We start from the raw sequence: 22,509 nt of genomic DNA, 5'->3' as shown, positions 1-22,509 counted from the left end.
TGAGTAATAAGGATAGATAAAGTGAAACTTTAATCAATGGGGGGGCATCCCCCACTGATTATTAGCCTTCACCAATCGGGCGTTTACGGGCAGTTGATCTTCCACCTAACTTCTTTGCTCCAGGCGAATTTTGAGGTGGGAGTCTTACTGCCCACAAATAGCGGGGTAAAGTGAGGATTTTAATTATGTCTATTAAAACAAGATTTTTATTTTCTTATATCGCTGTTATTCTCGTTTCCATTACGCTTATATTAGTTACGGGATTTTTAATTGTTTTTTCGATAACTGGTGATTTAGAATCAGTGAAAAATTTCTACAAAAGTTCTTATATTCAAAAGCCACTGACGGCAGAAGAAGAAAATATTTTTCTTGAATTGAAATCGGAGGCTAAACAGAATCAATCGCAATTGTTAGATGAATCGTTCATGTCATCGATTGAAGAGGAGGATGTGAAAATAGTTGTAAGGAAAGGAGAAGCAATTTCATATGCTTCAAAAGTATTTGAAAGCGTAGCTTTAAAAGAAGCTCTTCCAAAGTTTGAAAAGACAAATATCAATAGTCGTGGCACAACGGAACTAAATGGTACATTTTATCGATATGTAAAATTTGATTTTTATTTTCCAGAGAATGAAGAAGGGAGTATATTTGTACTAAAAAAGCAAAGTTCGTTCGTAGATCTTACACAAAAATTATTTCCAATTTTGTTCGTATCGCTCTTACTTTTAGCCATTTTACTTATTGGACTATTAAGTTACTTCGTTTCAAGAAGTGTTATAAAACCAATTTTTGTATTGAAAGATGCGACTGAGAGAATTAAAGAAGGAAATTTAGATTTTCAAATTCCAGCTACATCGCATGATGAAATAGGACAGTTAAACCAAGGATTTGAGGAAATGAGGAAGAAGTTAAAAGGGTCGATTGAGATGCAAACGCAATATGAAGAAAATCGAAAAGAACTTATTTCAAACATCTCTCACGATTTAAAAACACCAATTACATCTATTATAGGCTATGTGGAAGGAATAAAAGATGGGATAGCAAATACGCCGGAAAAAATGGATAAATATTTAACAACCATTCATACGAAAGCAAAACATATGGACACACTCATTGATGAACTCTTTTTGTTTTCGAAGCTCGATTTGAACCGAGTTCCATTTCAGTTTGAAACGATAGAGTTAAATATGTTTATGCAAGATTTAATAGAAGAGATGCAGATGGATTTAAGTGAAGAAGGTATATCTGTATACTTACAATTACAGCATGTATCACCGCTATATGTAATAGCGGATCGTGAAAAAATAAAGAGAGTTATATCGAATTTAATTCATAATAGTGTGAAGTACATGGATAAAGGTGAGAAAAAAATTACCGTTACAGCATCAAGTAATGAAAACAAAGTTATCGTGAAGGTAAAGGATAATGGATCAGGAATAGAATCTGATACACTTCCATATATTTTTGAGCGTTTTTATCGTGCAGAGCAATCACGAAATTCTAGCACAGGTGGAAGTGGACTTGGTTTAGCGATAGCGAAGCAAATTGTTGAAGAACATGGTGGGGAAATTTGGGCAGAAAGTAAGCTTGGAGAAAGCACAAGTATTTTCTTCTCGCTGCAAAAAGTACAGGAATGTGGTGAATGAATTGAAGAGAGTTTTACTAATTGAAGATGAAGTAAGTATTGCAGAATTACAGCGAGATTATTTAGAAATTAATGATTTTCAAGTTGATGTAGAGCATTCTGGAGAAACAGGCTTACAAAGGGCTTTACAGGAAGATTACGACTTAATTATTTTAGATATTATGCTTCCGAAGATGAACGGATTTGAAATTTGTAAACAAATACGCGCTATAAAAGACATTCCTATTTTGCTTGTTTCAGCAAAGAAGGAAGATATAGATAAAATTCGCGGACTCGGATTAGGTGCAGATGATTATATAACGAAACCATTTAGTCCAAGTGAGTTAGTTGCAAGAGTAAAAGCACATATTTCTCGTTATGAAAGATTATCAGGAAATATGGTTAAGAAGCGTGATACATTATACATTCACGGGATTTCTATCGATCAGCGAGCGAGGAAAGTTTTTATCAATAATGAAGAAGTTTCGTTTACAACGAAGGAATTTGATTTATTAACATTTTTTGTAATGCATCCAAACCAAGTGTTAAATAAAGAACAGTTATTTGAACGCATTTGGGGATTAGACTCAGCTGGCGATTTAGCAACGGTTGTTGTTCATATTAGAAAGTTACGTGAAAAAATTGAAAGAGATCCTGCTCATCCGCAATATATTGAAACAGTGTGGGGAGCTGGTTATCGCTTTAATGTGTAGTGAACCTGTCAAATTGTTGATAGGTTTTTTTATTGAAAAAAATGAGATTAAAAATATATTATCTTTATTTTATCTTTTTTTAATAATTTATTTATAGGCAATTTATACCCGCTATTTATTATAAATATCATAGGAAACAATGAAGATATTAATCATAAATTTGGAGGGTATAAAGATGAAAAAAATGAAATTTTTAGTACCAGCAGTAATTGGATTTACAGTACTTGTAACAGGGTGCGCGCAAGGTGAAACGAAGGCGGAATCAAAACAAGAAACGAAGCAAGAGGCGAAAAAAGAGAAGAAAAAACAACAAGCACAAATTACGAAATTAGAGCCATTAAATGCGATGACATTGCAACTAACGTTTGCTAAACCGTTATCAGAAGAAGAAGTGAAATTAGAAAACTTAGATGCTATTAAGAAAAACTTCGTGTTTAGTAATGGCCTGGAAATTGTGAATGTACCGAGACTAAAAACAGGGGCAACGAGTACATATATCGTACCTGTAAAGGTGCAAAAACCAGGTAAAAAATATACGTTAAGTTATAAGGGTGGTAAAAAAGAAAAGTTTGAAGGAAGTTCGGAAAAGATTAATGTTCGCCAAGCGAAGCAAGTGACAAATGATACGTTTGAAATTGAATCATTTTTAGAAGATGGTGTGGTAGATTATGCAAATATTATTGAAGCGTATAAAGCAGGAAGAGGTAATCAAGCATTCCAATTAGATGAAGAAAATAAAGATAAAGATGGTAAACAATATCAAATCATTTCTTCACTTCGTGATAGAAAACTAACGATTACAGCAAGTTCAGGTGAGAAAATTGAAGTTGGATATGTTCCGTTTACACAAGCAGCAGATGGTAGACAAGCGCCTAAATTCCGCTTACCTGCTGGCCAAACATTGAAACCAGGAACAGAATACACAATTACGTCTGATTGGGCAACTGTTAAAAATCCGAAATTTACTGCTTCGTCTATCGCTCCGTTAATCATTCAAAGTGCAGAAGCAATAGACAATACATCTATTCAAGTTACATTAGATAAAGATCCGAGTATGGAACTCTTTGCTGGTAGAAAAGTAGAATTACAAAGTGCAGACGGAAATAAAGTAGAAGCACAATATCGCTTCAGCTCTCGAAAAGGTACAGTAGGAATCTTCGACTTACAAAACGGTGCAACTCTGCAGCAAGGAATGAAGTATACAGTTATGCCGATGGGAGGCTGGGCGACTGGCGAGCAAGTTACATTTGTAGGGAAGTAAAATATGAAAAAAGTAGCAGGTTTAGTGCATGCTGCTTTTTTTTTGTAACGATTTATAAAATTTTTGAGTAGTAGAAGTAAATAAGGCGACTTCTTCTAAAAAAGGATAATGGTTACTGTCCTCAAATGGCACAAAAATAGAATTGCGTATCCCCTCATGCATTTCAATAGAATATTGAATCGGGCACTGCACATCATGTCTTCCGCAAATAATAAGCGTCTTTGTATGGATAGAAGGTAAGTACTTTCTTAAATCAAATAACGGATATTCATAAGAGAAAGCGTTCATCCGGCTAGCGGACATTGTTTTTTGGATTGGTTTACAAAAATAAGAGTTGTAGTTTTCAGGTTTATACAATGATAATTTGGTTCTCTTAGTAGATAATTCTTTTCGTTCTGCATTTGTAAGATGAGGGCTTTTCAAGTTTTCGATGAGTTCTTGCATATAATGAAACTGTGGATGTTCTGGATGATAAATACAAAATGGTGTTTCGGTATAGTTACTTGCTGCGGCTCCGGCCATGACTAATGATTGCAAGGAAGTTGGATATGTAATGGCATATAAAAGTCCAAGCATACCGCCTGTTGAATGACCAGTAAAATGCCATGTGGGAAATTGTAAAGATTCTCGTATCGCTTCTAAGTCGTGAATCGTTTCGATCATACGTAATTCATTTTCTGACCGGGCTTTTACAGAGTTACCAGCGTCTCGTAAATTAATAAGGAATACACGATGTGTAGAAGTAAAAACATCCGCAAAGTAATCACCAGTTTCATTAAATTGTGAATAGTGATGTGTAATGCAAAGCGGTTCACCATTTCCTTTTGTAAAGAGTTCAAATGTGCCACGTTTCGTGTTAATTATTTGTTGTTTCCACATAATATCACTCCCTTGTCTTATAAAAGTTGGACCAGTCCATTAGTAACTGAAAATATATCAGCGATTATTCGATTATATCGACCGCAACTCGAAATATATCAGCGATTATTCGATTATATCGACCGCAACTCGAAATATATCAGCGATTATCAAAATATATCGACCGCAACTCGAAACATATCAGCGATTATTCGATTATATCGGCCGCAACTCGAAATATATCAGCGATTATTCGATTATATCGACCGCAACTCGAAATATATCAGCGATTTTTAAAATATATCGACTTACCGACAGAAACCGACAATAAATAAAAGGAGGCCGTTCGAACATGAGCCTCCTTTCTGCTTAATACAAAGATTTTGTCATATTATTCCGAATAATTTCGAGAGATTTCGCTACAGTTAATGTATTTTTTTCTTCGATTTCTGGTTTTCTAGGGATAGGTTGATACATGTTGTCTGGATCTTCCCATGTGAGGGGAAGTTCTGTTTCTGCTTGTCCTTTCCAAGCGTCAATCCATTCTGGAGGGAGATAACCTGAGATGTTTTGGATGTTGTTCATTTCGAGCCAAATGAGTGCCCAGGCTCTTGGGACGACGCGCCAGTGGTCGTAGCCACCGCCGCCGACGGCAATCCAGCGACCATTGCAATATTCATTAGCGATTTCACGAGCGAGCTTCGGTATTTCACGATAAATGTTCATCGTTGCGCAAAGGTGTGTGAGTGGATCGTAATAATGAGCGTCAGCACCATTTTGCGTTAAAATAATATCCGGTTTAAAGTACTCTGCAACTTCTTTTACAACAGTTCGATATGAATCTAAAAATGATTCGTCTTCTGTAAAAGCATCGAGTGGAACGTTAAAAGAATAACTATATCCATTTCCTTGTCCACGTTCATTTACTGCGCCAGTTCCAGGGAATAAATAACGCCCAGTTTCATGTAATGAAATGGTGCACACGTTAGGATCGTCATAAAAAGACCATTGTACCCCGTCACCGTGATGAGCATCTGTATCAATATATAAAACGCGTAAACCGTATTTCTTCTGAATGTATTTCATTGCGATAGAGCTATCATTATAAATGCAAAAGCCAGATGCTTTACCACGAAAGCCATGATGTAAGCCGCCCCCTAAATTGAGGGCGTGTTTTACTTTCCCAGAAAGAACAGCATCGACAGCTGTTAACGTACCGCCAACGAGTAATGCACTTGCTTCATGCATATTTGGAAACATCGGTGTATCTTCTGTTCCGAGCCCATATGTCATCGCAATTGATTTTTCTAACTTTCCTTCTCCAGCAAGTTTTACCGCATTTATGTACTCCTCTGTATGAATGAATGCAATTTCCTCATCCGTAGCCATTCTTGGCGAGATGACTTGAGAAGGGGAGATAAAACCACTCTTTTGTAATAAATCATACGTAAGTGTGACGCGTAGTTGGTTAAAAGGATGATCAGGGCTAAAAGAATAGCCCCGAAAATCGTCTGAATAAATGAAGGCGCTACTCATGCTTGCATCCCCATTATGTTTGGCCATAATACGCGGTAGCCCTCTGCTTCAAGTGCATCAATCACTTTTAGAGGATTCATCGTTTGAATGCGGAAAACAAGTACTTTATCATTCTCGTCTTTTGCTGGATAGACGAGAACGCTCACAATATTAATTTGTAAATTGCTAAAAATAGCAACTACTTTTCCGAGAATACCAGGTTCATTCTTCACTTGAATTTCAATTTGTGAACTAGGCTGATGTGCTCCTGTTAATTTCACTAACGTGTGCAGTACTGTAGATTCGGAAATAATGCCTACTAGCTTTCCGGCCTTTGTAACAGGGAGACAGCCAATTTTATTTTCAAAAAATAAAGTAGCAATTTCTTCAACGAAATCAAGAGGATGGCAAGTCATGACAGGGTGTTTCATAATAAGTTCGAGCGGTTGCTGTAGCATATCGAGTGAAACTTGTTCATCAAGAATTGATGGACTTGCATCTCTTACATCCCGGTCAGAAATAATGCCTACTACGTGATTATTTTGATCGACAATTGGAATGTGCCGAATACCTTTCGTACGTATCGTTCGGATTGCTGTTTCGATTGTGTCGTCTGGATGTAATGTTACTACATTTTGGTTCATAATTTCTTCTACAATCATTCCAGTTGCCCCCTTTATTAATACATAAAACGATTGTGAAAACGTAGACGATCGAATGCTTGAATGGAATCCGTATCGACGCGCTTACCGATGCGAACCATTAAGCAGTTAGCAGGGTGTGAACAAATTTCAGGATCGTCTGTAGCCATCCATTGTAAACCACCGGCATTCATCATTTTTTCCATTACTTTTCGGTATTCCCAAACATTTAAGCCTGTTTGTTTTAAATCCCAGTGCCAATAATATTCAGTCGTTAATATAATGTAATCTTCCATATGATCGTCCATCATTGAAACTTCTAATAAGTTTTTTCCGACAGAGCAACCGCGAAAGGCTGGGACAACTTCAATCGCCCCGAGTTCAATTAAGTTTTCAATCTTTCCTTCTGACCATCGCTCGAGCGGATCAGGATATAAGTATGTAACATATCCAACGATCGTTTGGTCATGTCTAGCAATAATGAGACGAGCTTCTGGTAATTTAGAAATTTCGACAATTGCTTTATATTGCTGCTCGGCAGGACGAAACGCAATTAAGTCTGGATGAAATTCATACATTTCTAAGTTATGTGTAGAGACAGGACCTTCAATAATTAAAGTGCCTTTCGCTGTTTTTAAGTTTCTGGCATTATATATTTTTTTATGAATCAATTTATTGCTCACCACCTTGAGGGTTTGTGAATCTATTAATATCGTACTTTATAATATATGCGATGTGAATCGAATTTTGTCATTAAAAATTTGTCTAAAAATCAACAAAAATACTGAAAATTTTAAATAATGTCATTATAATAGATAATAGAATACATAGGAGGGGGATGTAAAGTATGAAAGTGGAAACGCTTCCTGTCATTAAAGGAGAAAATAATTTGCCGAATTATGAAGAGGCATACGCGAATTTTAACTGGGAAGAGGTTAATAAAAATTTTACTTGGAATGAAACTGGCCGAGTAAATATGGCGTATGAGGCAATTGATAAGCATGCGAAATCCGATCGAAAGAATAAAGTAGCACTTTATTATCAAGATGGATCGCGAAAAGAGAAATATACGTTTAAGGAAATGAAGGATTTTTCTAATAAAGCAGGAAATGTCCTGAAAAACTATGGCGATGTTGAGAAAGGCGATCGCGTTTTTATTTTTATGCCGCGTTCCCCAGAATTATATTTCGCACTTCTAGGTGCAGTGAAATTAGGGGCAATTGTTGGACCATTATTTGAAGCATTTATGGAAGGCGCAGTTCGCGATCGTTTAGAAGATAGCGAAGCGAAGGTGTTAATTACAACTCCTGAATTGTTAGAGCGCATACCATTAAATGATTTACCTGCTTTAAAAACGGTCTTCCTTGTTGGAGACAATGCAGAAGAAGGCGGTAAAACTGTAGCGTTCAATCCTTTATTTGAACAAGCTTCAAAAGAATTACATATCGAGTGGTTAGGCCGTGAAGACGGTTTAATTCTTCATTACACATCGGGTTCTACTGGTAAGCCAAAAGGCGTCCTTCATGCTCAAAACGCAATGGTGCAGCATTATCAAACAGCGAAATGGGTATTAGACTTAAAAGAAGATGATGTATATTGGTGTACAGCTGATCCTGGCTGGGTAACTGGAACAGCTTACGGTATTTTTGCACCGTGGTTAGTGGGGGCATCAAATGTTATTTTAGGTGGACGCTTTAGTCCAGAAGCGTGGTATGAAGCGTTACAAGATTACGGTGTAACAGTTTGGTATAGCGCACCAACAGCGTTCCGTATGTTAATGGGAGCTGGACAAGACACAATTAAAAAATATGATTTATCACAAGTGCGTCACGTATTAAGTGTTGGTGAGCCATTAAATCCAGAAGTAATTCGCTGGGGTATGAGCGCATTTGGACTTCGTATTCATGATACGTGGTGGATGACAGAAACAGGTGGACAAGTTATTTGTAACTATCCTTGTATGGAAATCCGTCCAGGTTCAATGGGTAAACCAATTCCAGGTGTGAAAGCAGCGATTGTTGATAATGAAGGAAATGAAGTGCCTCCATACACAATGGGGAATTTAGCGATTGGTAAAGGTTGGCCAGCTATGATGCGTGGAATCTGGAATAACCCACAAAAATATGATTCTTACTTCATGCCGGGAGATTGGTACGTATCAGGTGACTCAGCTTATATGGACGAAGATGGATACTTCTGGTTCCAAGGACGTATTGATGATGTAATTATGACGTCAGGTGAGCGCGTTGGTCCGTTTGAAGTAGAAAGTAAATTAATCGAGCATGCTGCTGTAGCAGAAGCTGGTGTAATTGGTATTCCTGATCCAGTACGCGGGGAAATCATTAAAGCATTTATCGCGCTTCGCGTGGGATACGAACCATCTGATGAATTAAAAGAAGAGATTCGTCAATTTGTGAAAAAAGGCCTAGCAGCTCATGCGGCGCCAAGACAAATTGAATTTAGAGATAAATTACCGAAAACGAGAAGTGGTAAAATTATGCGCCGCGTATTAAAAGCGTGGGAATTAAACTTACCAACAGGCGATTTATCGACGATGGAAGATTAAGAGAGAAAGGTCTGAACGAAATGACGTTCAGACCTTTCTTTTTTTATGGTATCATAAACTCATATATATAAGTTAAAGGGGATAGTATGATGAAAACAGAAAAAGAAAAGATGATACAAGGGGAAATGTACATACCAGCTGATCCGGTTTTAGTACAAGAGAGGGAGCAAGCTCGTATATTAACAAGAAAGTTAAATGAAACATCAGAAGTAAAATTAGAAGAACGTAGTGCAATCGTAAAAGAATTATTCGGAACGACTGGAGATAACATTCATCTTGAATCTTCTTTTAGATGTGATTACGGTTATAATATTCACGTTAGTGAAAACTTTTACGCAAACTTTGATTGCACTATTTTAGACGTATGCCCAGTTACAATCGGAGTGAATTGTATGTTAGCTCCAGGAGTTCACATTTATACAGCAACGCACCCACTTGATCCGGTGGAGCGCATAAGCGGATCAGAGTACGGAAAACCAGTAACAATTGGCGATAACGTATGGATTGGCGGAAGAGCGATTATTAATCCGGGGGTAACAATTGGACATAATGCAGTCATTGCATCTGGAGCTGTTGTAACGAAAGATGTACCAGATAATGTAGTAGTTGGCGGGAATCCTGCGAAAATTATTAAAAAAATAAAATAATATTTGAACGAAGTGCCTTCCTCGTCTGTATACATTTATGAAAGAATAGATGAGGGAGGCTTTTTATATGTCCAATAAATTGATGCTTACTTTTGCTTTAATTGGAATTATAGTTGTGTTTTCTTGTGGTCTGTTATTACCGATGCCGATTGGATTTAAAGTTTCAATGATTACAGCTGGAGTTATGATGATTGTTATGTTTTCAATCATTATTCCGTTTGATAGAAAATATATAGTGCGGAAAAAAGGATATAAAATTGATTTTACAAAAACAAAAGTGTATTTTCGCTGGAATGTATTTGATACTATCTCGGCCAGTCTTGCAGTGTATGCATGCATATGTGTGCAAGCATTAAACATTTTAGTTTCAACCGGCCATACAATTCAAAACCCATATGTTCAATTTTTTACGAATCAATCACAAGTGTGGATTATTGTCGCAAGTGTATATTTAATTTCCCGAATTTCATTAACGTTAAAAGGAATAAAGGAGATCAAAAATCATGGCGCAGATTGGGATTGAGGAGGAGCTCATGCTTGCGTATCAAAATGGAGATAAGCAAGCGGGAGAAAAACTATATGTTTTAATCAAGCCAGCGCTATATACATTTTTGTATCGATTTAATCGTGATGAACAACTGAGTATAGATCTCGTTCAAGATACATTTTTAACGTTAGAGCATAAGAAACATATGTATGAAATCGAAAAAGGAAAAATAAAAACGTATTTATTTCAAATCGGTTATCGTCTTATGATTAATAAATTAAATAGAAGAAAAAAGTGGCGTTCGCTCTTACCGTTTTTAGTACCGATTCAAGAAAAGGAATTTTCCCACGAAGATCGGCTCACGGTAAGAGAAGCAATTTTGAAAGTTCCTGAAGAACAGCGAGCGGTCCTGATTCTTTCTTATTATCATGATATGCAGCAAAAAGAAATTGCAGAGGTACTAGATATTCCTATTGGAACAGTGAAGTCGAGACTTCATAACGGGATAAAGAAATTGAAACAATTGCTGGAGGTGGATGAAATTGAGCGAAAATCCCTTTAAGAATGAATATAAATTAAAGCAGCATTTAGATAGTGACCATGTAGAAATACCGGATTTTCCGAAAACGGTAAGTCGCTTCGATCGATTACTTGGATTTCTTGCTTCTCCAGCGAAAGATCCTGTGGAGGCGACGATTGGGAATGATTTATCGGTTGTGTTTCATGTATCGTTATTAGTTGGTGTGCCAGTTCTTTCTCTTATTACGATACTCCTTGCGACGTTGTAAAGGATTGGGAAGGAGAGAAACCCTACCTCTATTTGACACGCCTATATAAATGATGGTATAAAGAAAAGTATATGAATAATTGAGCGTGGAAAGGGAGAAGTAGTGATCATTTCCCTGTTTTAGAGAGCTGATGGTCGGTGAAAATCAGCACATAGATGATCGCGAATTACGCCCCTAGAGCATCTTTTTTCGATTGAGTTATATTCAAAAGGGAAAAGACGGTGCTAAGCCGTTATGTAAATAAGGTGGTAGGCTTTTTTGTCTGCAACTAGGGTGGTAACGCGATGATCAAAATCGTCCCTTATTTGAAGGGGCGATTTTTTTATGTTTTCAACCTTCACGCCAGTAATGAACTTAAAGGAGAGTATGTAGGATATGGGTATTTTACAAGATCTTGAATTTCGCGGGCTAATTAATCAGCAAACAGATGCTGAGGGATTAGAGCAATTATTAGAAAAAGAAAGCGTTAAATTATACTGTGGTTTCGACCCGACAGCGGATAGCTTACATATTGGTCATATGTTACCAGTATTAATGTTACGTCGTTTCCAATTAGCTGGTCACCAACCAATCGCACTTGTTGGTGGTGGTACTGGTATGATCGGTGACCCAAGTGGTAAAAAAGCAGAGCGTACATTAAATACGAAAGATACAGTTGCTTACTACACGGAAAGCATTAAAAACCAACTTTCAAACTTCTTAGAGTTTGAAAATGTGGACAACCCAGCAACGATGGCTAACAACTATGACTGGCTTGGTAACTTAGATGTAATTACATTCTTACGCGATATCGGTAAAAACTTCGGTTTAAACTATATGTTAGCAAAAGATACAGTAGCATCTCGTTTAGAAACTGGTATTTCATTTACTGAGTTTAGTTACATGATTTTACAATCATACGACTTCTTAAACTTATACCAACAACATAATTGCCGTCTTCAAATCGGTGGTAGTGATCAATGGGGTAACATTACAGCTGGTCTTGAATTAATCCGTAAATCAGAAGAAGATGCGAAAGCATTCGGTTTAACAATTCCACTAGTTACAAAATCTGACGGTACGAAGTTTGGTAAAACAGAGGGCGGCGCAATTTGGTTAGACCCAGAGAAAACAACTCCTTACGAGTTCTACCAATTCTGGATCAATACAGATGACCGCGATGTAGTTAAATACTTAAAATACTTCACATTCTTATCTCATGAAGAAATTCTTGAGCTTGAGAAGCAAGTAACTGAAGCACCAGAAAAACGTGCAGGACAAAAATCATTAGGATCTGAAATGACAAAACTTGTTCACGGCGAAGAAGCGTTAGAGCAAGCAATTAAAATTTCAGCTGCATTATTCAGTGGTTCTGTAGCAGAACTTACTGCAAACGAAATCGAGCAAGGATTCAAAGATGTACCATCTGTAGAACGTACTGCAGAAGATACAGTATTAATCGACTTACTTGTAGAAAGCAAAATCTCTCCATCTAAACGTCAAGCACGTGAAGATGTAACGAACGGTGCAATCTACGTAAACGGTGAGCGTACACAAGCATTAGACTACGTTGTAACAGAAAACGACCGCATCGAAGGTAAATTCACAATCATTCGCCGCGGTAAGAAGAAATATTTCTTAATTCGTTACTAATCAGAAACGAATTTAAAACAAATAGTACCCCGAATGGTAGGCTGAAAAGTCTATCGTTCGGGGTTTTTATGTATGCATTTAAATTGCCTCATGATTTCTTTTAAATAGAATATGAAGAATTAATACGAGCATATAAAGTAGGCTAATTAACATAACGACAAATGCTGCGGGATAAAATTTTGCCGCATATATAAAGAAGTCGATTTGATAAATATCTTGGTAATTTGAAACGGTGCCTTTAAAGTAATTCGTAAACTTAGCACTATATTTCCATTCATCAGGATAATCTATTAAATTACTCCCTTGATACCAACTCATAAGTGCTGAAGTAATAAACAGCATACATGCACTGCCCAATTGAACCATTTGGTTTATTGTCAAAACGAATCAACCTCCTATTTTATGGTTATTATAACGTGCATTCGTATTCCTGTAGCCTTTTTGTTGTAATCTCCTTTTCGAGTTCATACGGAAATCACATGTAAGCGGTATGATAAACGTATAACAAATAGAAAGGAGTGGTAAAACGAAATGTCACTAGAAGCGCTCATTATTTTTTCTTTGCTAAATGCAGGACAGCTTGCAGAGAACACGAAGGTTGATATACATAAAGAGCAGAAAGATGCTTATGTATATGTTCAAAAAGAGGAAAATAAATAACTTTAATATATAAATAAAGGCTACCAGAGGGAACGTTTTAGTTTCTTTGGTAGCTTTTTCTATTGAGATATAATGTGGAAGTCATGAAAAAAGGAGTAGTCTGAAAACGAAATGATTATATGTTTAAGGGAATAAGTATAACAGCATGTAATGAAGGTGGATTGTAAAATTCTGCATAATAAACGGAGCTAGTATTAAAGAGAATTCAATCGTTGGAATGAATAAAAGGGAAGCAAGAACGAGTATCCATAACTCATGAAAAAACTTCCTTGAAGTATCTTACTATACATACGACAGTTATATAAATAAAAAAAGCCCAGGCCCCTTGATAAACAAGGTTCCTAAGGCTTTTAATACGACTCTTTTCAGAGTACCGAGATTAACGAGAGTAGAACTCTACGATTAATGCTTCGTTGATTTCAGCTGCTAACTCAGGACGCTCAGCGTGACGAGTGTAAGTAGCTTCTAACTTATCAGCATCGAAAGTTAAGTATTCTGGTACGAAGTTGTTAACTTCGATCGCTTCTTTAACAACAACAAGGCTGTTAGATTTTTCGCGAACGCCGATAGTTTGACCAGGTTTAACGCGGTAAGATGGGATATCTACGCGAGCTCCATCAACCGTGATGTGACGGTGGTTTACTAATTGGCGAGCTGCACGACGAGTGCGAGCTAAGCCCATGCGGTAAACTAGGTTGTCAAGACGAGCTTCAAGAAGGATCATGAAGTTTTCGCCGTGCTTACCAGGCATTTTACCTGCTTGGTCAAATGTGCGACGGAATTGACGCTCAGTCATGCCGTACATGTGACGAAGTTTTTGTTTCTCTTGTAATTGTAAACCGTATTCTGAAAGTTTCTTACGTTGGTTAGGACCGTGAGGACCTGGTGCGTAAGGGCGTTTTTCTAATTCTTTTCCTGTGCCGCTTAGAGAGATTCCAAGACGACGAGACAGTTTCCATGCTGGACCTGTATAACGAGCCATAGTTGACTCCTCCTTCAAAAATGTTTTTATTTTCGTAAAATAAAAACAGACGTAATCGATATTTACGGGTATTTTGTTTTCATGTACCTTCGCTCCAGCAGCAGGGAGTTACGAGATACACCTCCGCAGAGGAACAAAATACAAACGATAAACTCACATTACAAGGCTGCCTTTTTATTTTACACAAACGCTATTATATCTTTTACCTACAGTTTCGTCAAGCGACTCCCTTTTTGTTTTATGCAGATAAATTTTGGAAATTAACAAGAAGGAATTTAAAACAATATGAAAGAAGAGATAGAAACAGAAGTAAAACGCTTACATAAAATGTAGTAAAAACGTTCATCAGATTTTTCTTGGTGGATATGTGGCAATAAAGACATAAGGGGGATGTTTTTATGAAAAAGAAACATATGGAGACAGCATTAATTCATCACGGATATGAATCAAATGAAAATAAAGGGAGTTTAACGCCACCTTTATTTCAAACTTCTACATTTACGTTTGAGACAGCACAGCAAGGAGAAGCGAGTTTTGCGGGAGAAGATCCATCTTATATTTATTCAAGGCTTGGGAATCCAACTGTGAAATTATTTGAAGAACGTATGGCTGTTTTAGAAGGTGGAGAGGAAGCGCTGGCGTTCGGTTCAGGTATGGCAGCCATTTCAGCAACGTTAATCGGTTTTCTAAAGGCTGGAGATCATATTATTTGTTCAAATGGATTATATGGATGTACGTACGGTTTTTTAGAAGTATTAGAAGAAAAATTTATGATTACTCATTCGTTTTGTGATATGGAGACAGAGACGGATATTGAAAATAAAATTCGTCCAAATACAAAGCTCATTTTCGTTGAAACACCGATTAATCCAACGATGAAATTAATTGATTTAGAAAAGGTGATCGGGGTAGCGAAGCGCAATGACTTGCTTGTTATTGTCGATAATACGTTTTGTTCACCTTATTTACAAAGACCTCTTGAGCTCGGTTGTGACGCCGTCGTTCACAGTGCGACAAAATATATTGGTGGTCACGGGGATGTTGTAGCGGGTGTAACAATTTGTAGAACGAAAGCGTTAGCTGACAAAATCCGTCCGATGCGAAAAGATATCGGCGGTATTATGGCGCCGTTTGACGCGTGGTTATTGTTACGCGGATTAAAAACATTAGCAGTAAGAATGGATCGTCATTGTGATAATGCAGAAAAAATTGTATCGTTTTTGAAAAATCATGAAGCGGTAGAAGGTGTTTGGTATCCGGAAGGGGAATTAGCATCTCGGCAAATGAAACGAGGCGGGGGCGTTATTTCTTTTTCAATTAAAGGCGGGAAAGAGGAAACACAGTCGTTTATCAATGACCTCCATTTTATTACAATTGCCGTAAGTTTAGGTGATACAGAAACGTTAATTCAGCATCCAGCGACGATGACACATGCAGCTATTCCGGCTGAACTAAGAAAAGAAATGGGTATTTTCGATAATTTAATACGCCTATCTGTCGGCTTAGAATCATGGGAAGATATCGTTTCTGATTTAGAACAGGCACTAAAGAAGATATCAACGGTTAGCAATCAATAAAAAAAGAGTGAGCGATCGGTTTCGTACGTTACGTACTTAATCGATAACTCACTCTTTTCTTTATTAAATATGTTTTAGGAGTGTTTCCACAAACTTTTCTAAATAATGCTGATCTACTTCATCGAAACGATTTTTTTCAGGACTATCAATATCAAGTACACCAATGATAGTTCCTTCTTTCAGAATCGGTACAACGATTTCAGAATTAGAGGCACTATCGCAAGCGATATGTCCTGGGAATTGGTGAACATCTGCTACAAGTTGCGTTGTTTTTGTTTCAGCTGCAACGCCGCAAACACCGCGTCCGAAAGGAATACGCACGCAAGCTGGCATTCCTTGGAATGGTCCAAGAACAAGCTGATTTCCTTCTGTTACATAAAAGCCAACCCAATTAACGCGATCTAAAAATTGATTTAATAGTGCGGACGCATTTGATAAGTTTGCGACTACGTTCGGTTCGCCAGTTAATAATGCATCTAGTTGTTTAATTACTGTCTCATATTGCTTTTCACGAGATCCTGCATAACTTTCTTTTGTAAACATGGAAACAACTCCCTTTTTATCGAGATATGTAAAATGGTAGCAAAATACGATGTATTTCACATGACTTTGTCGATAGAAAATTAAAGGAATTTGTCTTAAAAGTCAAGAAATTTAAACTATAGCTGTTCATTGAGAGGAAGTGAGCGCATGAAGCAGACGAAACAAAAGGTAATTGATGCGGCAATATCGTTGTTTAATACGAAAGGGTATGACGGGACATCGGTGCGGGACATTGCAAAGCGAGCGGATGTGAATGTAGCGAATATTTCATATTATTTTGCTGGAAAGCAAGGGTTATTAGAACAGCTTATTACTGATTTTTTAGAAGGATATATTCATGTAATTGAAACGTCATTTGAACAGAGAGAATATTTATCGGCTAAAGATGTGATGGTGCAAATGGTGCGCGGGATTTTACGATATCAATTTGATAATAGAGAACTGACACGTTTTTTTTATAGAGAGCTTTCGCTTGATACGACATTAATTCGTGAAGTGATGACCGTTTATTTTTCTAGAGAAAGATATTATATAGAGCAAATCATTAAACAAGGACAAATGAAGCAAGAATTTAAAAAGGTATCCTTTACAATGTTTATGACGCAATTAAAAGGCATGATGAATATGCCGTTTTTATATCCACAATATATATCAGAGGTGCTACACTCATTTCCATCCGAGACGTTTTTCTTAGAAATGTATACGAAGGAAATTGAGCAATGGATGGAACGAACATTATATAAAGCGAGTATGTATTATGAACTGCCAAGAGCTGTTCATATGTGAAAAATCCCCACCTAACGAACTGAGGTGGGGATTTTTATATGTTGTTTTCTTTGCCATAAATTGTTGCATACTAGCGCAATAATTGTGAATGAGGCGCCGGCAATTTCTATGTTATCGACAGTATAACCTTGAAACATAAAACCGATAAGTGCAAGTACAGGAACTAAATTCATAAATAATATGCCGTTATATAGTTGAAACATCTTATGCAGAACCGATGCTTGCAATGGTAAAAGCTGGCCTTGGTATTACTTTAATTCCGGAAATGGTGGTAGAGCAAGCGGTAAGGCAAGGAAATGTCACTTGTGCGCAAAATTTATTTCGCATCTCATATGAAAGAGTGCCTGTTATTACAATCATTTGAGGATAGGTAGTTAAGTAAGCGGAATATTAAGAAAGATTACATTTACATTTAAAGAAACATGAAATTTTAAAAAAAACTAGGTCAAAAACACGTCATTACATGGTATGATTAGAACATTGTTAGTTGTTAAATATAGGGGAATTCCCTTTTTATACATAATGCCTTCCATTTCATAAACGGAACGGACAAAAAAAGAGATATAACTTAGGAGGCTTTTTTGCATGGATTCTATCCTGACGATCGTTATCATTGTAGTAAGCTCTATTCTAGTGCTGCTCATGATAGAGCTTGTGATAAGAAATCGTTCATATAAAGATATTGAAGCACTGGAGCAGTGGAAACAAGAGATAAAAGATAAACCTGTGGCAGATGAACTAAAGCGGGTAAAAGATTTAAATATGACAGGTCAAACAGAAGAACTGTTTGGTAAATGGCGTGAAGAGTGGGATGAAATTGTATCAACAACTCTTCCGAAAGCTGAAAAAGATTTAGGGCAAGCGCGAAAATTCGCCTCGCAATTCTCCTTCCGCAAAGCAAAGCATGCGATGAAAGAATCCATAAGTGGTTTAGATGACGCTGATAATCGTATTACGGACATTTTAAATGAATTACAGCAACTGTTAGAAAGCCATGAGAAAAACAGCTCGGAAATTGAAGGGTTACGTGATACATATCGTAGTATGAAAAAGAGCGTTCTTGCTCATCGACACATGTATGGAGCAGCTGAGCAAAAAATTGAAGAGATGTTAGATGTTGAATCCGAGAAGTTCAAAACTTTTGAAGAGGCAACTGATAATGGTGATTATTTAAAAGCGAGAGAAATTGTTATTAGTTTAGAAGAAGGTTTAGCAAGTTTAGAAATCGTTATTCATCAAATTCCAGATTTATTGGTAGAGTGTCAAGCGACATTACCAGTTCAGCTGGAAGATTTATTACAAGGCCATGATGATATGATAAGACAAGGCTATGTACTAGAGTATTTGGAAATTCCTAAAGAAGTCCGCGATATGACGACACAACTACACACATGTTTAATGGATATACAGGAACTTCATATAACGGAAGCAGCAGAAAAAGTAGAGAACTTAAAAACTCGTTTAGACAGTTTTTATGATCAACTTGAACAAGAAGTGCATGCGAAACATTATGTGGAGCAAAAAACACTGTCTGTTTATGAAGACTTAGAAGAAATTCGTACAGAAACAATTGAAACGAAAATAGAAACACAACTTGTGAAACAAAGTTATCAATTACAAGACAAAGACATAGAGTCACAAAAAGTAATTGAAAAGCAAATGCATATTTTAATGAAACGTTTTGAAGTGTTGCAAATACGCGTTGCTGAACAAGATATTGCATTCTCTATTATTCGTGAGGAACTAGAAGAGGTTTATGAGCAATGTGAAACTTTAAAAGTACTTCATGCGGAATATAAAGAAATGTTGCAAACGATGCGCAAAGAGGAATTTGAAGCACGTGAGAAGTTACAAGAAATGCGAAATACAATTTTTGAGACGAAACGTTTTATGCAAAAGTCGAATTTACCAGGTCTTCCAGAGAGTATTATGGAAGATTTACAAAAAGGGCAAATGGCGATGCAAGCTGTGTATGAGCAATTAGAAGTAAAGCCGTTAAATATGAATACTGTAAATAGCAGTTTAGAAGAAGCATACACAGTTGTGAATGGTGTATCTGAAATGACGGAAGAATTAATTGGACAAGCGTATTTAGTTGAAAAACTAATTCAATACGGTAACCGGTACCGCAGTCATGATGAGAATCTTGCAGAAAGCTTAAATTATGCGGAGAAATTATTCCGTGAATATCAATACGATGCAGCTTTAGAACAAGCGGCTTCTATATTAGAGCAACTTGAACCTGGCGTTGTTCAAAAAATAGCTGAATATGTAGACAATGAGCAAACCCTTTAATAAAGGGTTTGTTTTTTTGTGTAATTTTGAAGTCGATGTTGCTATAATGAATAGCGGAATACAGTAAGGTCGTTCGTTTCAAAATAAAGTGAAACCGTAAGTGATGGGGTTTCATCCACCACTAATTATTAATCTTCACCACTCAGTATGCCTGCAAATGGCGGGGGGAAATGTACACTTTTATATAAAAACGGAACCTTTGAGTAGTCTTAGCGTAATTACACGTATTTGTGATATGATTATATGATGTGATAGCGTTGAAAGGGGAAGAACGATGATCTATTTTGATAATAGTGCGACGACGAAGCCATATCCAGAAGCTCTTCAATCGTACGTAACGGTTGCAGGGAAATATTTTGGTAATCCTTCTTCTATTCACTCGCTTGGAGGAGAGGCAGAGCGTCTATTAACACAATCGAGAACGATTGCGGCACAGCTCCTTCACGTTAAACCTTCTGAAATTATTTTCACATCAGGTGGAACGGAAGGGAATAACCTTGCGATTAAAGGGATAGCGATGAGGAATCGTTCGCGCGGTAAACATATCATTACAACAAATATTGAACACGCGTCTGTGTTTGAGGCATATAAACAATTAGAAGATCTCGGTTTTGATGTAACATATTTACCGGTTAACGAGCACGGTGTTGTATCGGTAGAAGATGTAAAACGAGCGCTTCGTGAAGATACGATTCTTGTGTCAATTATTCACGTGAACAACGAGACTGGAGCGATTCAGCCCGTTGCTGAAATTGGAACATTATTATCGAACCATCCGAAAATAAGATTCCACGTGGACCATGTACAAGGGATAGGAAAAGTACCACTTGATTTATACGCTTCTCATATTGACCTTTGTTCAATATCTGGACATAAATTTCATAGCGTAAAGGGGACAGGTCTTCTTTACATACGTGATGGTGTAAGATTAGATCCAATCTTATCAGGTGGTCAACAAGAGCTCAAGTATCGTTCAGGTACAGAAAATTTACCTGGTATTGTAGCGATGGTGAAAGCACTTCGTATGACGATGGAACAAGTGAAAGAAAAGGTAGTTCATTTGCAAAATTTACAAACAGAGCTGGTCCGTTTCTTTAAAGAGATGGAAACTGTAACGATTAATACATCACTTGAATATGCGGCACCGCACATTTTAAATGTATCATTTGTCGGTTTAAAACCAGAAGTAGTCGTTCATGCTTTAGAAGAACATGGTGTATATGTATCGACGAAGTCTGCTTGTTCTTCAAAAGCAAATGAAGTGAGCCGAGTACTAGTGTCAATGGGAGTACCGCACGCCGCAGCTACAAGTGCGATTCGCATTAGTCTAGCACCGGACAACACGATGGAAGAAGTAAAACAATTTGAAGGTATTGTTAAAGAGACAATGCCAAAATTATATGAAGTGATGAGGTAAAGAAATATGATGACATATGAATATATTTTAGTTCGTTATGGAGAAATGACGACAAAAGGAAAGAATCGTTCTAAGTTTGTAAGTACGTTAAGAGATAATGTGAAATTCAAATTAAAAAAATTCCCAAACATTAAAATTGATGCAACACATGATCGTATGTACATTCAGTTAAATGGCGAAGACCATGAAGAAATTTCTGAAAGATTGAAAGATGTATTTGGTATTCATAAGTTTAACTTAGCGATGAAAGTACCATCAGAATTAGAAGATATTAAAAAAGGTGCATTAGCAGCTTTCTTACAAGTAAAAGGTGATGTGAAAACATTTAAAATTACAGTGCACCGTTCTGATAAGCGATTCCCAATGAAGACGATGGAGTTACTTCCAGAAATCGGTGGGCACATTTTAGAAAATACAGAGGATATCACAGTAGATGTTCATAATCCAGATGTGAATGTACGTGTAGAAATTCGCAGTGGTTATAGCTATATTATGTGTGGTGAGCACATGGGAGCAGGCGGTTTACCAGTTGGTGTTGGCGGAAAAGTAATGGTACTTCTTTCTGGTGGTATCGATAGCCCGGTAGCAACTTACTTAACGATGAAACGCGGTGTATCTGTAGAAGCAGTTCACTTCCATAGTCCACCTTTCACAAGTGAGCGTGCGAAACAAAAAGTAATCGATTTAGCACAAGAGTTAACGAAATACTGTAAACGTGTAACACTTCACCTTGTTCCATTTACTGAAGTGCAAAAAACGATTAATAAAGAAATTCCATCTAGCTATTCTATGACAGTTATGCGTCGTATGATGATGCGTATTACAGAGCGTATTGCAGAGGAGCGTAATGCACTTGCAATTACGACTGGTGAAAGTCTTGGACAAGTAGCGAGCCAAACGTTAGATAGTATGCATACGATTAACGAAGTAACAAACTATCCAGTTATTCGTCCGCTTATTACGATGGATAAATTAGAAATTATTAAAATTGCAAAAGAAATTGGAACGTATGATATTTCAATTCGTCCATATGAAGACTGCTGTACAGTATTCACACCAGCAAGTCCATCGACGAAACCGAAGCGTGAGAAAGCAAATCGTTTTGAAGCGAAGTACGATTTCGCGCCGTTAATTGAAGAGGCTGTAGCGAACAAAGAAACAATGGTATTACAAACAGTAGAAGTAGTGGCTGAAGAAGAAAAATTCGAAGAACTTTTCTAAACCCATAAATTACCACATTCAAATGTGCATGAAGTCATGTTGTTTATCACACTCTATACTCACAAGGAGGTGATACAACATGGCAAGCACAAATAAATTAGCAGTATCTGGTGCTCAAGCAGCATTAGATCAAATGAAATACGAAATCGCTCAAGAGTTTGGTGTTCAACTTGGAGCTGATGCAACATCTCGCGCTAACGGATCTGTTGGTGGCGAAATTACTAAACGTCTAGTTTCACTAGCTGAGCAACAATTAGGCGGTTACCAAAAATAATCCCATATACGATGGCTTAGAAAGA

Annotated in this window: 23 protein-coding genes, 2 pseudogenes and 1 other annotated feature; of the genes and pseudogenes, 17 read left to right on the top strand and 8 right to left on the bottom strand. The window is 37.0% G+C overall.

The window, feature by feature from the left end:
* The first annotated feature begins 185 nt into the window (after positions 1-185).
* The 3 genes from NSQ47_RS16755 (at position 186) to NSQ47_RS16745 (ending at position 3,595) form a co-directional block, all read left to right on the top strand.
* Positions 186-1,643: a sensor histidine kinase gene (locus tag NSQ47_RS16755; protein WP_002112299.1), complete on the top strand. Its 1,458-nt coding sequence runs from the start codon at positions 186-188 to the stop codon at positions 1,641-1,643.
* A 1-nt stretch (position 1,644) separates the two neighbouring features.
* Positions 1,645-2,334: a response regulator transcription factor gene (locus NSQ47_RS16750; protein ID WP_033714038.1), complete on the top strand. Its 690-nt coding sequence runs from the start codon at positions 1,645-1,647 to the stop codon at positions 2,332-2,334.
* Positions 2,335-2,509: 175 nt separating this feature from the next.
* Positions 2,510-3,595, top strand: coding sequence for a hypothetical protein (locus NSQ47_RS16745; RefSeq protein WP_199708924.1), 1,086 nt, complete (start codon positions 2,510-2,512; stop codon positions 3,593-3,595).
* 21 nt (positions 3,596-3,616) lie between these two features.
* Here the strand turns inward: NSQ47_RS16745 and NSQ47_RS16740 are convergent, their stop codons facing one another.
* The 4 genes from NSQ47_RS16740 to acuA form a co-directional block, all read right to left on the bottom strand.
* Positions 3,617-4,495 carry an alpha/beta fold hydrolase gene (locus tag NSQ47_RS16740; RefSeq protein WP_341038244.1) on the bottom strand — a complete coding sequence of 293 codons (879 nt, stop codon included), beginning with the start codon at positions 4,493-4,495 and terminating at the stop codon, positions 3,617-3,619.
* Between the two features lie 327 nt (positions 4,496-4,822).
* Positions 4,823-5,989 carry an acetoin utilization protein AcuC gene (acuC, locus tag NSQ47_RS16735; protein ID WP_016106362.1) on the bottom strand — a complete coding sequence of 389 codons (1,167 nt, stop codon included), beginning with the start codon at positions 5,987-5,989 and terminating at the stop codon, positions 4,823-4,825.
* On the bottom strand, positions 5,986-6,630 hold the full coding sequence (locus tag NSQ47_RS16730; protein WP_002160217.1) for an acetoin utilization AcuB family protein: 645 nt from the start codon (positions 6,628-6,630) through the stop codon (positions 5,986-5,988). The genes acuC and NSQ47_RS16730 overlap by 4 nt, the downstream gene beginning before the upstream one ends.
* Before the next feature lie 17 nt (positions 6,631-6,647).
* Entirely contained in the window at positions 6,648-7,280 is a 633-nt protein-coding gene (acuA, locus tag NSQ47_RS16725) for an acetoin utilization protein acetyltransferase AcuA (protein ID WP_002112293.1), read from the bottom strand.
* A gap of 176 nt (positions 7,281-7,456) precedes the next feature.
* On the opposite strand from acuA, the gene acsA reads away from it, so the two are divergent.
* The 6 genes from acsA (at position 7,457) to tyrS (ending at position 12,729) form a co-directional block, all read left to right on the top strand.
* The gene (acsA, locus tag NSQ47_RS16720; protein ID WP_002145366.1) at positions 7,457-9,175 is read left to right on the top strand and encodes an acetate--CoA ligase; all 1,719 of its coding nucleotides are present in this window, start codon (positions 7,457-7,459) and stop codon (positions 9,173-9,175) included.
* An 89-nt stretch (positions 9,176-9,264) separates the two neighbouring features.
* Positions 9,265-9,822: a maltose acetyltransferase domain-containing protein gene (locus tag NSQ47_RS16715; RefSeq protein WP_033710727.1), complete on the top strand. Its 558-nt coding sequence runs from the start codon at positions 9,265-9,267 to the stop codon at positions 9,820-9,822.
* Positions 9,823-9,889: 67 nt separating this feature from the next.
* Positions 9,890-10,345 (top strand): hypothetical protein, encoded by a 456-nt coding sequence (locus NSQ47_RS16710; protein ID WP_341037424.1) that lies wholly within the window; start codon positions 9,890-9,892, stop codon positions 10,343-10,345.
* On the top strand, positions 10,326-10,871 hold the full coding sequence (locus NSQ47_RS16705) for an RNA polymerase sigma factor (protein WP_002160221.1): 546 nt from the start codon (positions 10,326-10,328) through the stop codon (positions 10,869-10,871). The genes NSQ47_RS16710 and NSQ47_RS16705 overlap by 20 nt, the downstream gene beginning before the upstream one ends.
* Positions 10,852-11,097 carry a hypothetical protein gene (locus NSQ47_RS16700; RefSeq protein WP_002160222.1) on the top strand — a complete coding sequence of 82 codons (246 nt, stop codon included), beginning with the start codon at positions 10,852-10,854 and terminating at the stop codon, positions 11,095-11,097. Before NSQ47_RS16705 ends, NSQ47_RS16700 begins: the two co-directional genes overlap by 20 nt.
* Before the next feature lie 77 nt (positions 11,098-11,174).
* Positions 11,175-11,402, top strand: a binding site (T-box leader).
* 70 nt (positions 11,403-11,472) lie between these two features.
* On the top strand, positions 11,473-12,729 hold the full coding sequence (gene tyrS, locus NSQ47_RS16695) for a tyrosine--tRNA ligase (protein WP_341037422.1): 1,257 nt from the start codon (positions 11,473-11,475) through the stop codon (positions 12,727-12,729).
* Between the two features lie 78 nt (positions 12,730-12,807).
* Here tyrS and NSQ47_RS16690 read toward each other — a convergent pair whose 3' ends face one another.
* Positions 12,808-13,110, bottom strand: a complete 303-nt coding sequence (locus NSQ47_RS16690) for a YjdJ family protein (RefSeq protein ID WP_078180059.1) — start codon at positions 13,108-13,110, stop codon at positions 12,808-12,810.
* A gap of 150 nt (positions 13,111-13,260) precedes the next feature.
* Here NSQ47_RS16690 and NSQ47_RS16685 point away from each other — a divergent pair, with 150 nt between their 5' ends.
* On the top strand, positions 13,261-13,389 hold the full coding sequence (locus tag NSQ47_RS16685; protein ID WP_002112286.1) for a hypothetical protein: 129 nt from the start codon (positions 13,261-13,263) through the stop codon (positions 13,387-13,389).
* A gap of 379 nt (positions 13,390-13,768) precedes the next feature.
* On the opposite strand, the gene rpsD is transcribed toward NSQ47_RS16685, so the two are convergent.
* Complete coding sequence (gene rpsD, locus NSQ47_RS16680; RefSeq protein WP_002145373.1) at positions 13,769-14,371, bottom strand: 30S ribosomal protein S4; 603 nt, start codon at positions 14,369-14,371, stop codon at positions 13,769-13,771.
* Between the two features lie 398 nt (positions 14,372-14,769).
* Here rpsD and megL point away from each other — a divergent pair, with 398 nt between their 5' ends.
* Positions 14,770-15,948 (top strand): methionine gamma-lyase, encoded by a 1,179-nt coding sequence (gene megL, locus NSQ47_RS16675; RefSeq protein WP_002112279.1) that lies wholly within the window; start codon positions 14,770-14,772, stop codon positions 15,946-15,948.
* A 63-nt stretch (positions 15,949-16,011) separates the two neighbouring features.
* Here megL and NSQ47_RS16670 read toward each other — a convergent pair whose 3' ends face one another.
* A complete protein-coding gene (locus tag NSQ47_RS16670; RefSeq protein ID WP_002160224.1) occupies positions 16,012-16,491 on the bottom strand; it encodes a GAF domain-containing protein in 480 nt (159 codons plus the stop codon).
* A gap of 147 nt (positions 16,492-16,638) precedes the next feature.
* Here NSQ47_RS16670 and refZ point away from each other — a divergent pair, with 147 nt between their 5' ends.
* Positions 16,639-17,277, top strand: a complete 639-nt coding sequence (refZ, locus tag NSQ47_RS16665; protein WP_002160225.1) for a forespore capture DNA-binding protein RefZ — start codon at positions 16,639-16,641, stop codon at positions 17,275-17,277.
* 11 nt (positions 17,278-17,288) lie between these two features.
* Here refZ and NSQ47_RS16660 read toward each other — a convergent pair.
* A pseudogene (locus NSQ47_RS16660) lies at positions 17,289-17,465 on the bottom strand (EamA family transporter); the annotation flags it as partial.
* Between the two features lie 8 nt (positions 17,466-17,473).
* Here NSQ47_RS16660 and NSQ47_RS16655 point away from each other — a divergent pair.
* The 5 genes and pseudogenes from NSQ47_RS16655 to NSQ47_RS16635 form a co-directional block, all read left to right on the top strand.
* A pseudogene (locus NSQ47_RS16655) lies at positions 17,474-17,651 on the top strand (LysR family transcriptional regulator); the annotation flags it as partial.
* Positions 17,652-17,862: 211 nt separating this feature from the next.
* A complete protein-coding gene (gene ezrA, locus NSQ47_RS16650) occupies positions 17,863-19,572 on the top strand; it encodes a septation ring formation regulator EzrA (RefSeq protein ID WP_098778691.1) in 1,710 nt (569 codons plus the stop codon).
* 274 nt (positions 19,573-19,846) lie between these two features.
* Positions 19,847-20,989 (top strand): cysteine desulfurase family protein, encoded by a 1,143-nt coding sequence (locus NSQ47_RS16645; RefSeq protein ID WP_002160227.1) that lies wholly within the window; start codon positions 19,847-19,849, stop codon positions 20,987-20,989.
* 6 nt (positions 20,990-20,995) lie between these two features.
* A complete protein-coding gene (thiI, locus tag NSQ47_RS16640) occupies positions 20,996-22,210 on the top strand; it encodes a tRNA uracil 4-sulfurtransferase ThiI (RefSeq protein WP_002160228.1) in 1,215 nt (404 codons plus the stop codon).
* A gap of 79 nt (positions 22,211-22,289) precedes the next feature.
* Positions 22,290-22,484 (top strand): alpha/beta-type small acid-soluble spore protein, encoded by a 195-nt coding sequence (locus NSQ47_RS16635; RefSeq protein ID WP_000168891.1) that lies wholly within the window; start codon positions 22,290-22,292, stop codon positions 22,482-22,484.
* Positions 22,485-22,509 lie beyond the last annotated feature (25 nt).

This window comes from Bacillus sp. FSL R10-2780, assembly GCF_038006125.1.
GTDB lineage: Bacteria > Bacillota > Bacilli > Bacillales > Bacillaceae_G > Bacillus_A > Bacillus_A cereus_U.
The sequence above is the reverse complement of the archived record's forward strand: the minus strand, read 5'-3'. Positions and strand labels throughout refer to the sequence as shown.

Excerpts from the sequence above, each read along its gene's own strand:
- NSQ47_RS16755 (WP_002112299.1), top strand. The coding sequence starts at position 186 with ATGTCTATTAAAACAAGATTTTTATTTTCTTATATCGCTGTTATTCTC.
- NSQ47_RS16745 (WP_199708924.1), top strand. The coding sequence starts at position 2,510 with ATGAAAAAAATGAAATTTTTAGTACCAGCAGTAATTGGATTTACAGTA.
- acuC (WP_016106362.1), bottom strand. The coding sequence starts at position 5,989 with ATGAGTAGCGCCTTCATTTATTCAGACGATTTTCGGGGCTATTCTTTT.
- NSQ47_RS16730 (WP_002160217.1), bottom strand. The coding sequence starts at position 6,630 with ATGATTGTAGAAGAAATTATGAACCAAAATGTAGTAACATTACATCCA.
- acsA (WP_002145366.1), top strand. The coding sequence starts at position 7,457 with ATGAAAGTGGAAACGCTTCCTGTCATTAAAGGAGAAAATAATTTGCCG.
- NSQ47_RS16715 (WP_033710727.1), top strand. The coding sequence starts at position 9,265 with ATGAAAACAGAAAAAGAAAAGATGATACAAGGGGAAATGTACATACCA.
- NSQ47_RS16710 (WP_341037424.1), top strand. The coding sequence starts at position 9,890 with ATGTCCAATAAATTGATGCTTACTTTTGCTTTAATTGGAATTATAGTT.
- NSQ47_RS16705 (WP_002160221.1), top strand. The coding sequence starts at position 10,326 with ATGGCGCAGATTGGGATTGAGGAGGAGCTCATGCTTGCGTATCAAAAT.
- tyrS (WP_341037422.1), top strand. The coding sequence starts at position 11,473 with ATGGGTATTTTACAAGATCTTGAATTTCGCGGGCTAATTAATCAGCAA.
- NSQ47_RS16685 (WP_002112286.1), top strand. The coding sequence starts at position 13,261 with ATGTCACTAGAAGCGCTCATTATTTTTTCTTTGCTAAATGCAGGACAG.
- rpsD (WP_002145373.1), bottom strand. The coding sequence starts at position 14,371 with ATGGCTCGTTATACAGGTCCAGCATGGAAACTGTCTCGTCGTCTTGGA.
- megL (WP_002112279.1), top strand. The coding sequence starts at position 14,770 with ATGAAAAAGAAACATATGGAGACAGCATTAATTCATCACGGATATGAA.
- NSQ47_RS16670 (WP_002160224.1), bottom strand. The coding sequence starts at position 16,491 with ATGTTTACAAAAGAAAGTTATGCAGGATCTCGTGAAAAGCAATATGAG.
- refZ (WP_002160225.1), top strand. The coding sequence starts at position 16,639 with ATGAAGCAGACGAAACAAAAGGTAATTGATGCGGCAATATCGTTGTTT.
- ezrA (WP_098778691.1), top strand. The coding sequence starts at position 17,863 with ATGGATTCTATCCTGACGATCGTTATCATTGTAGTAAGCTCTATTCTA.
- NSQ47_RS16645 (WP_002160227.1), top strand. The coding sequence starts at position 19,847 with ATGATCTATTTTGATAATAGTGCGACGACGAAGCCATATCCAGAAGCT.
- thiI (WP_002160228.1), top strand. The coding sequence starts at position 20,996 with ATGATGACATATGAATATATTTTAGTTCGTTATGGAGAAATGACGACA.
- NSQ47_RS16635 (WP_000168891.1), top strand. The coding sequence starts at position 22,290 with ATGGCAAGCACAAATAAATTAGCAGTATCTGGTGCTCAAGCAGCATTA.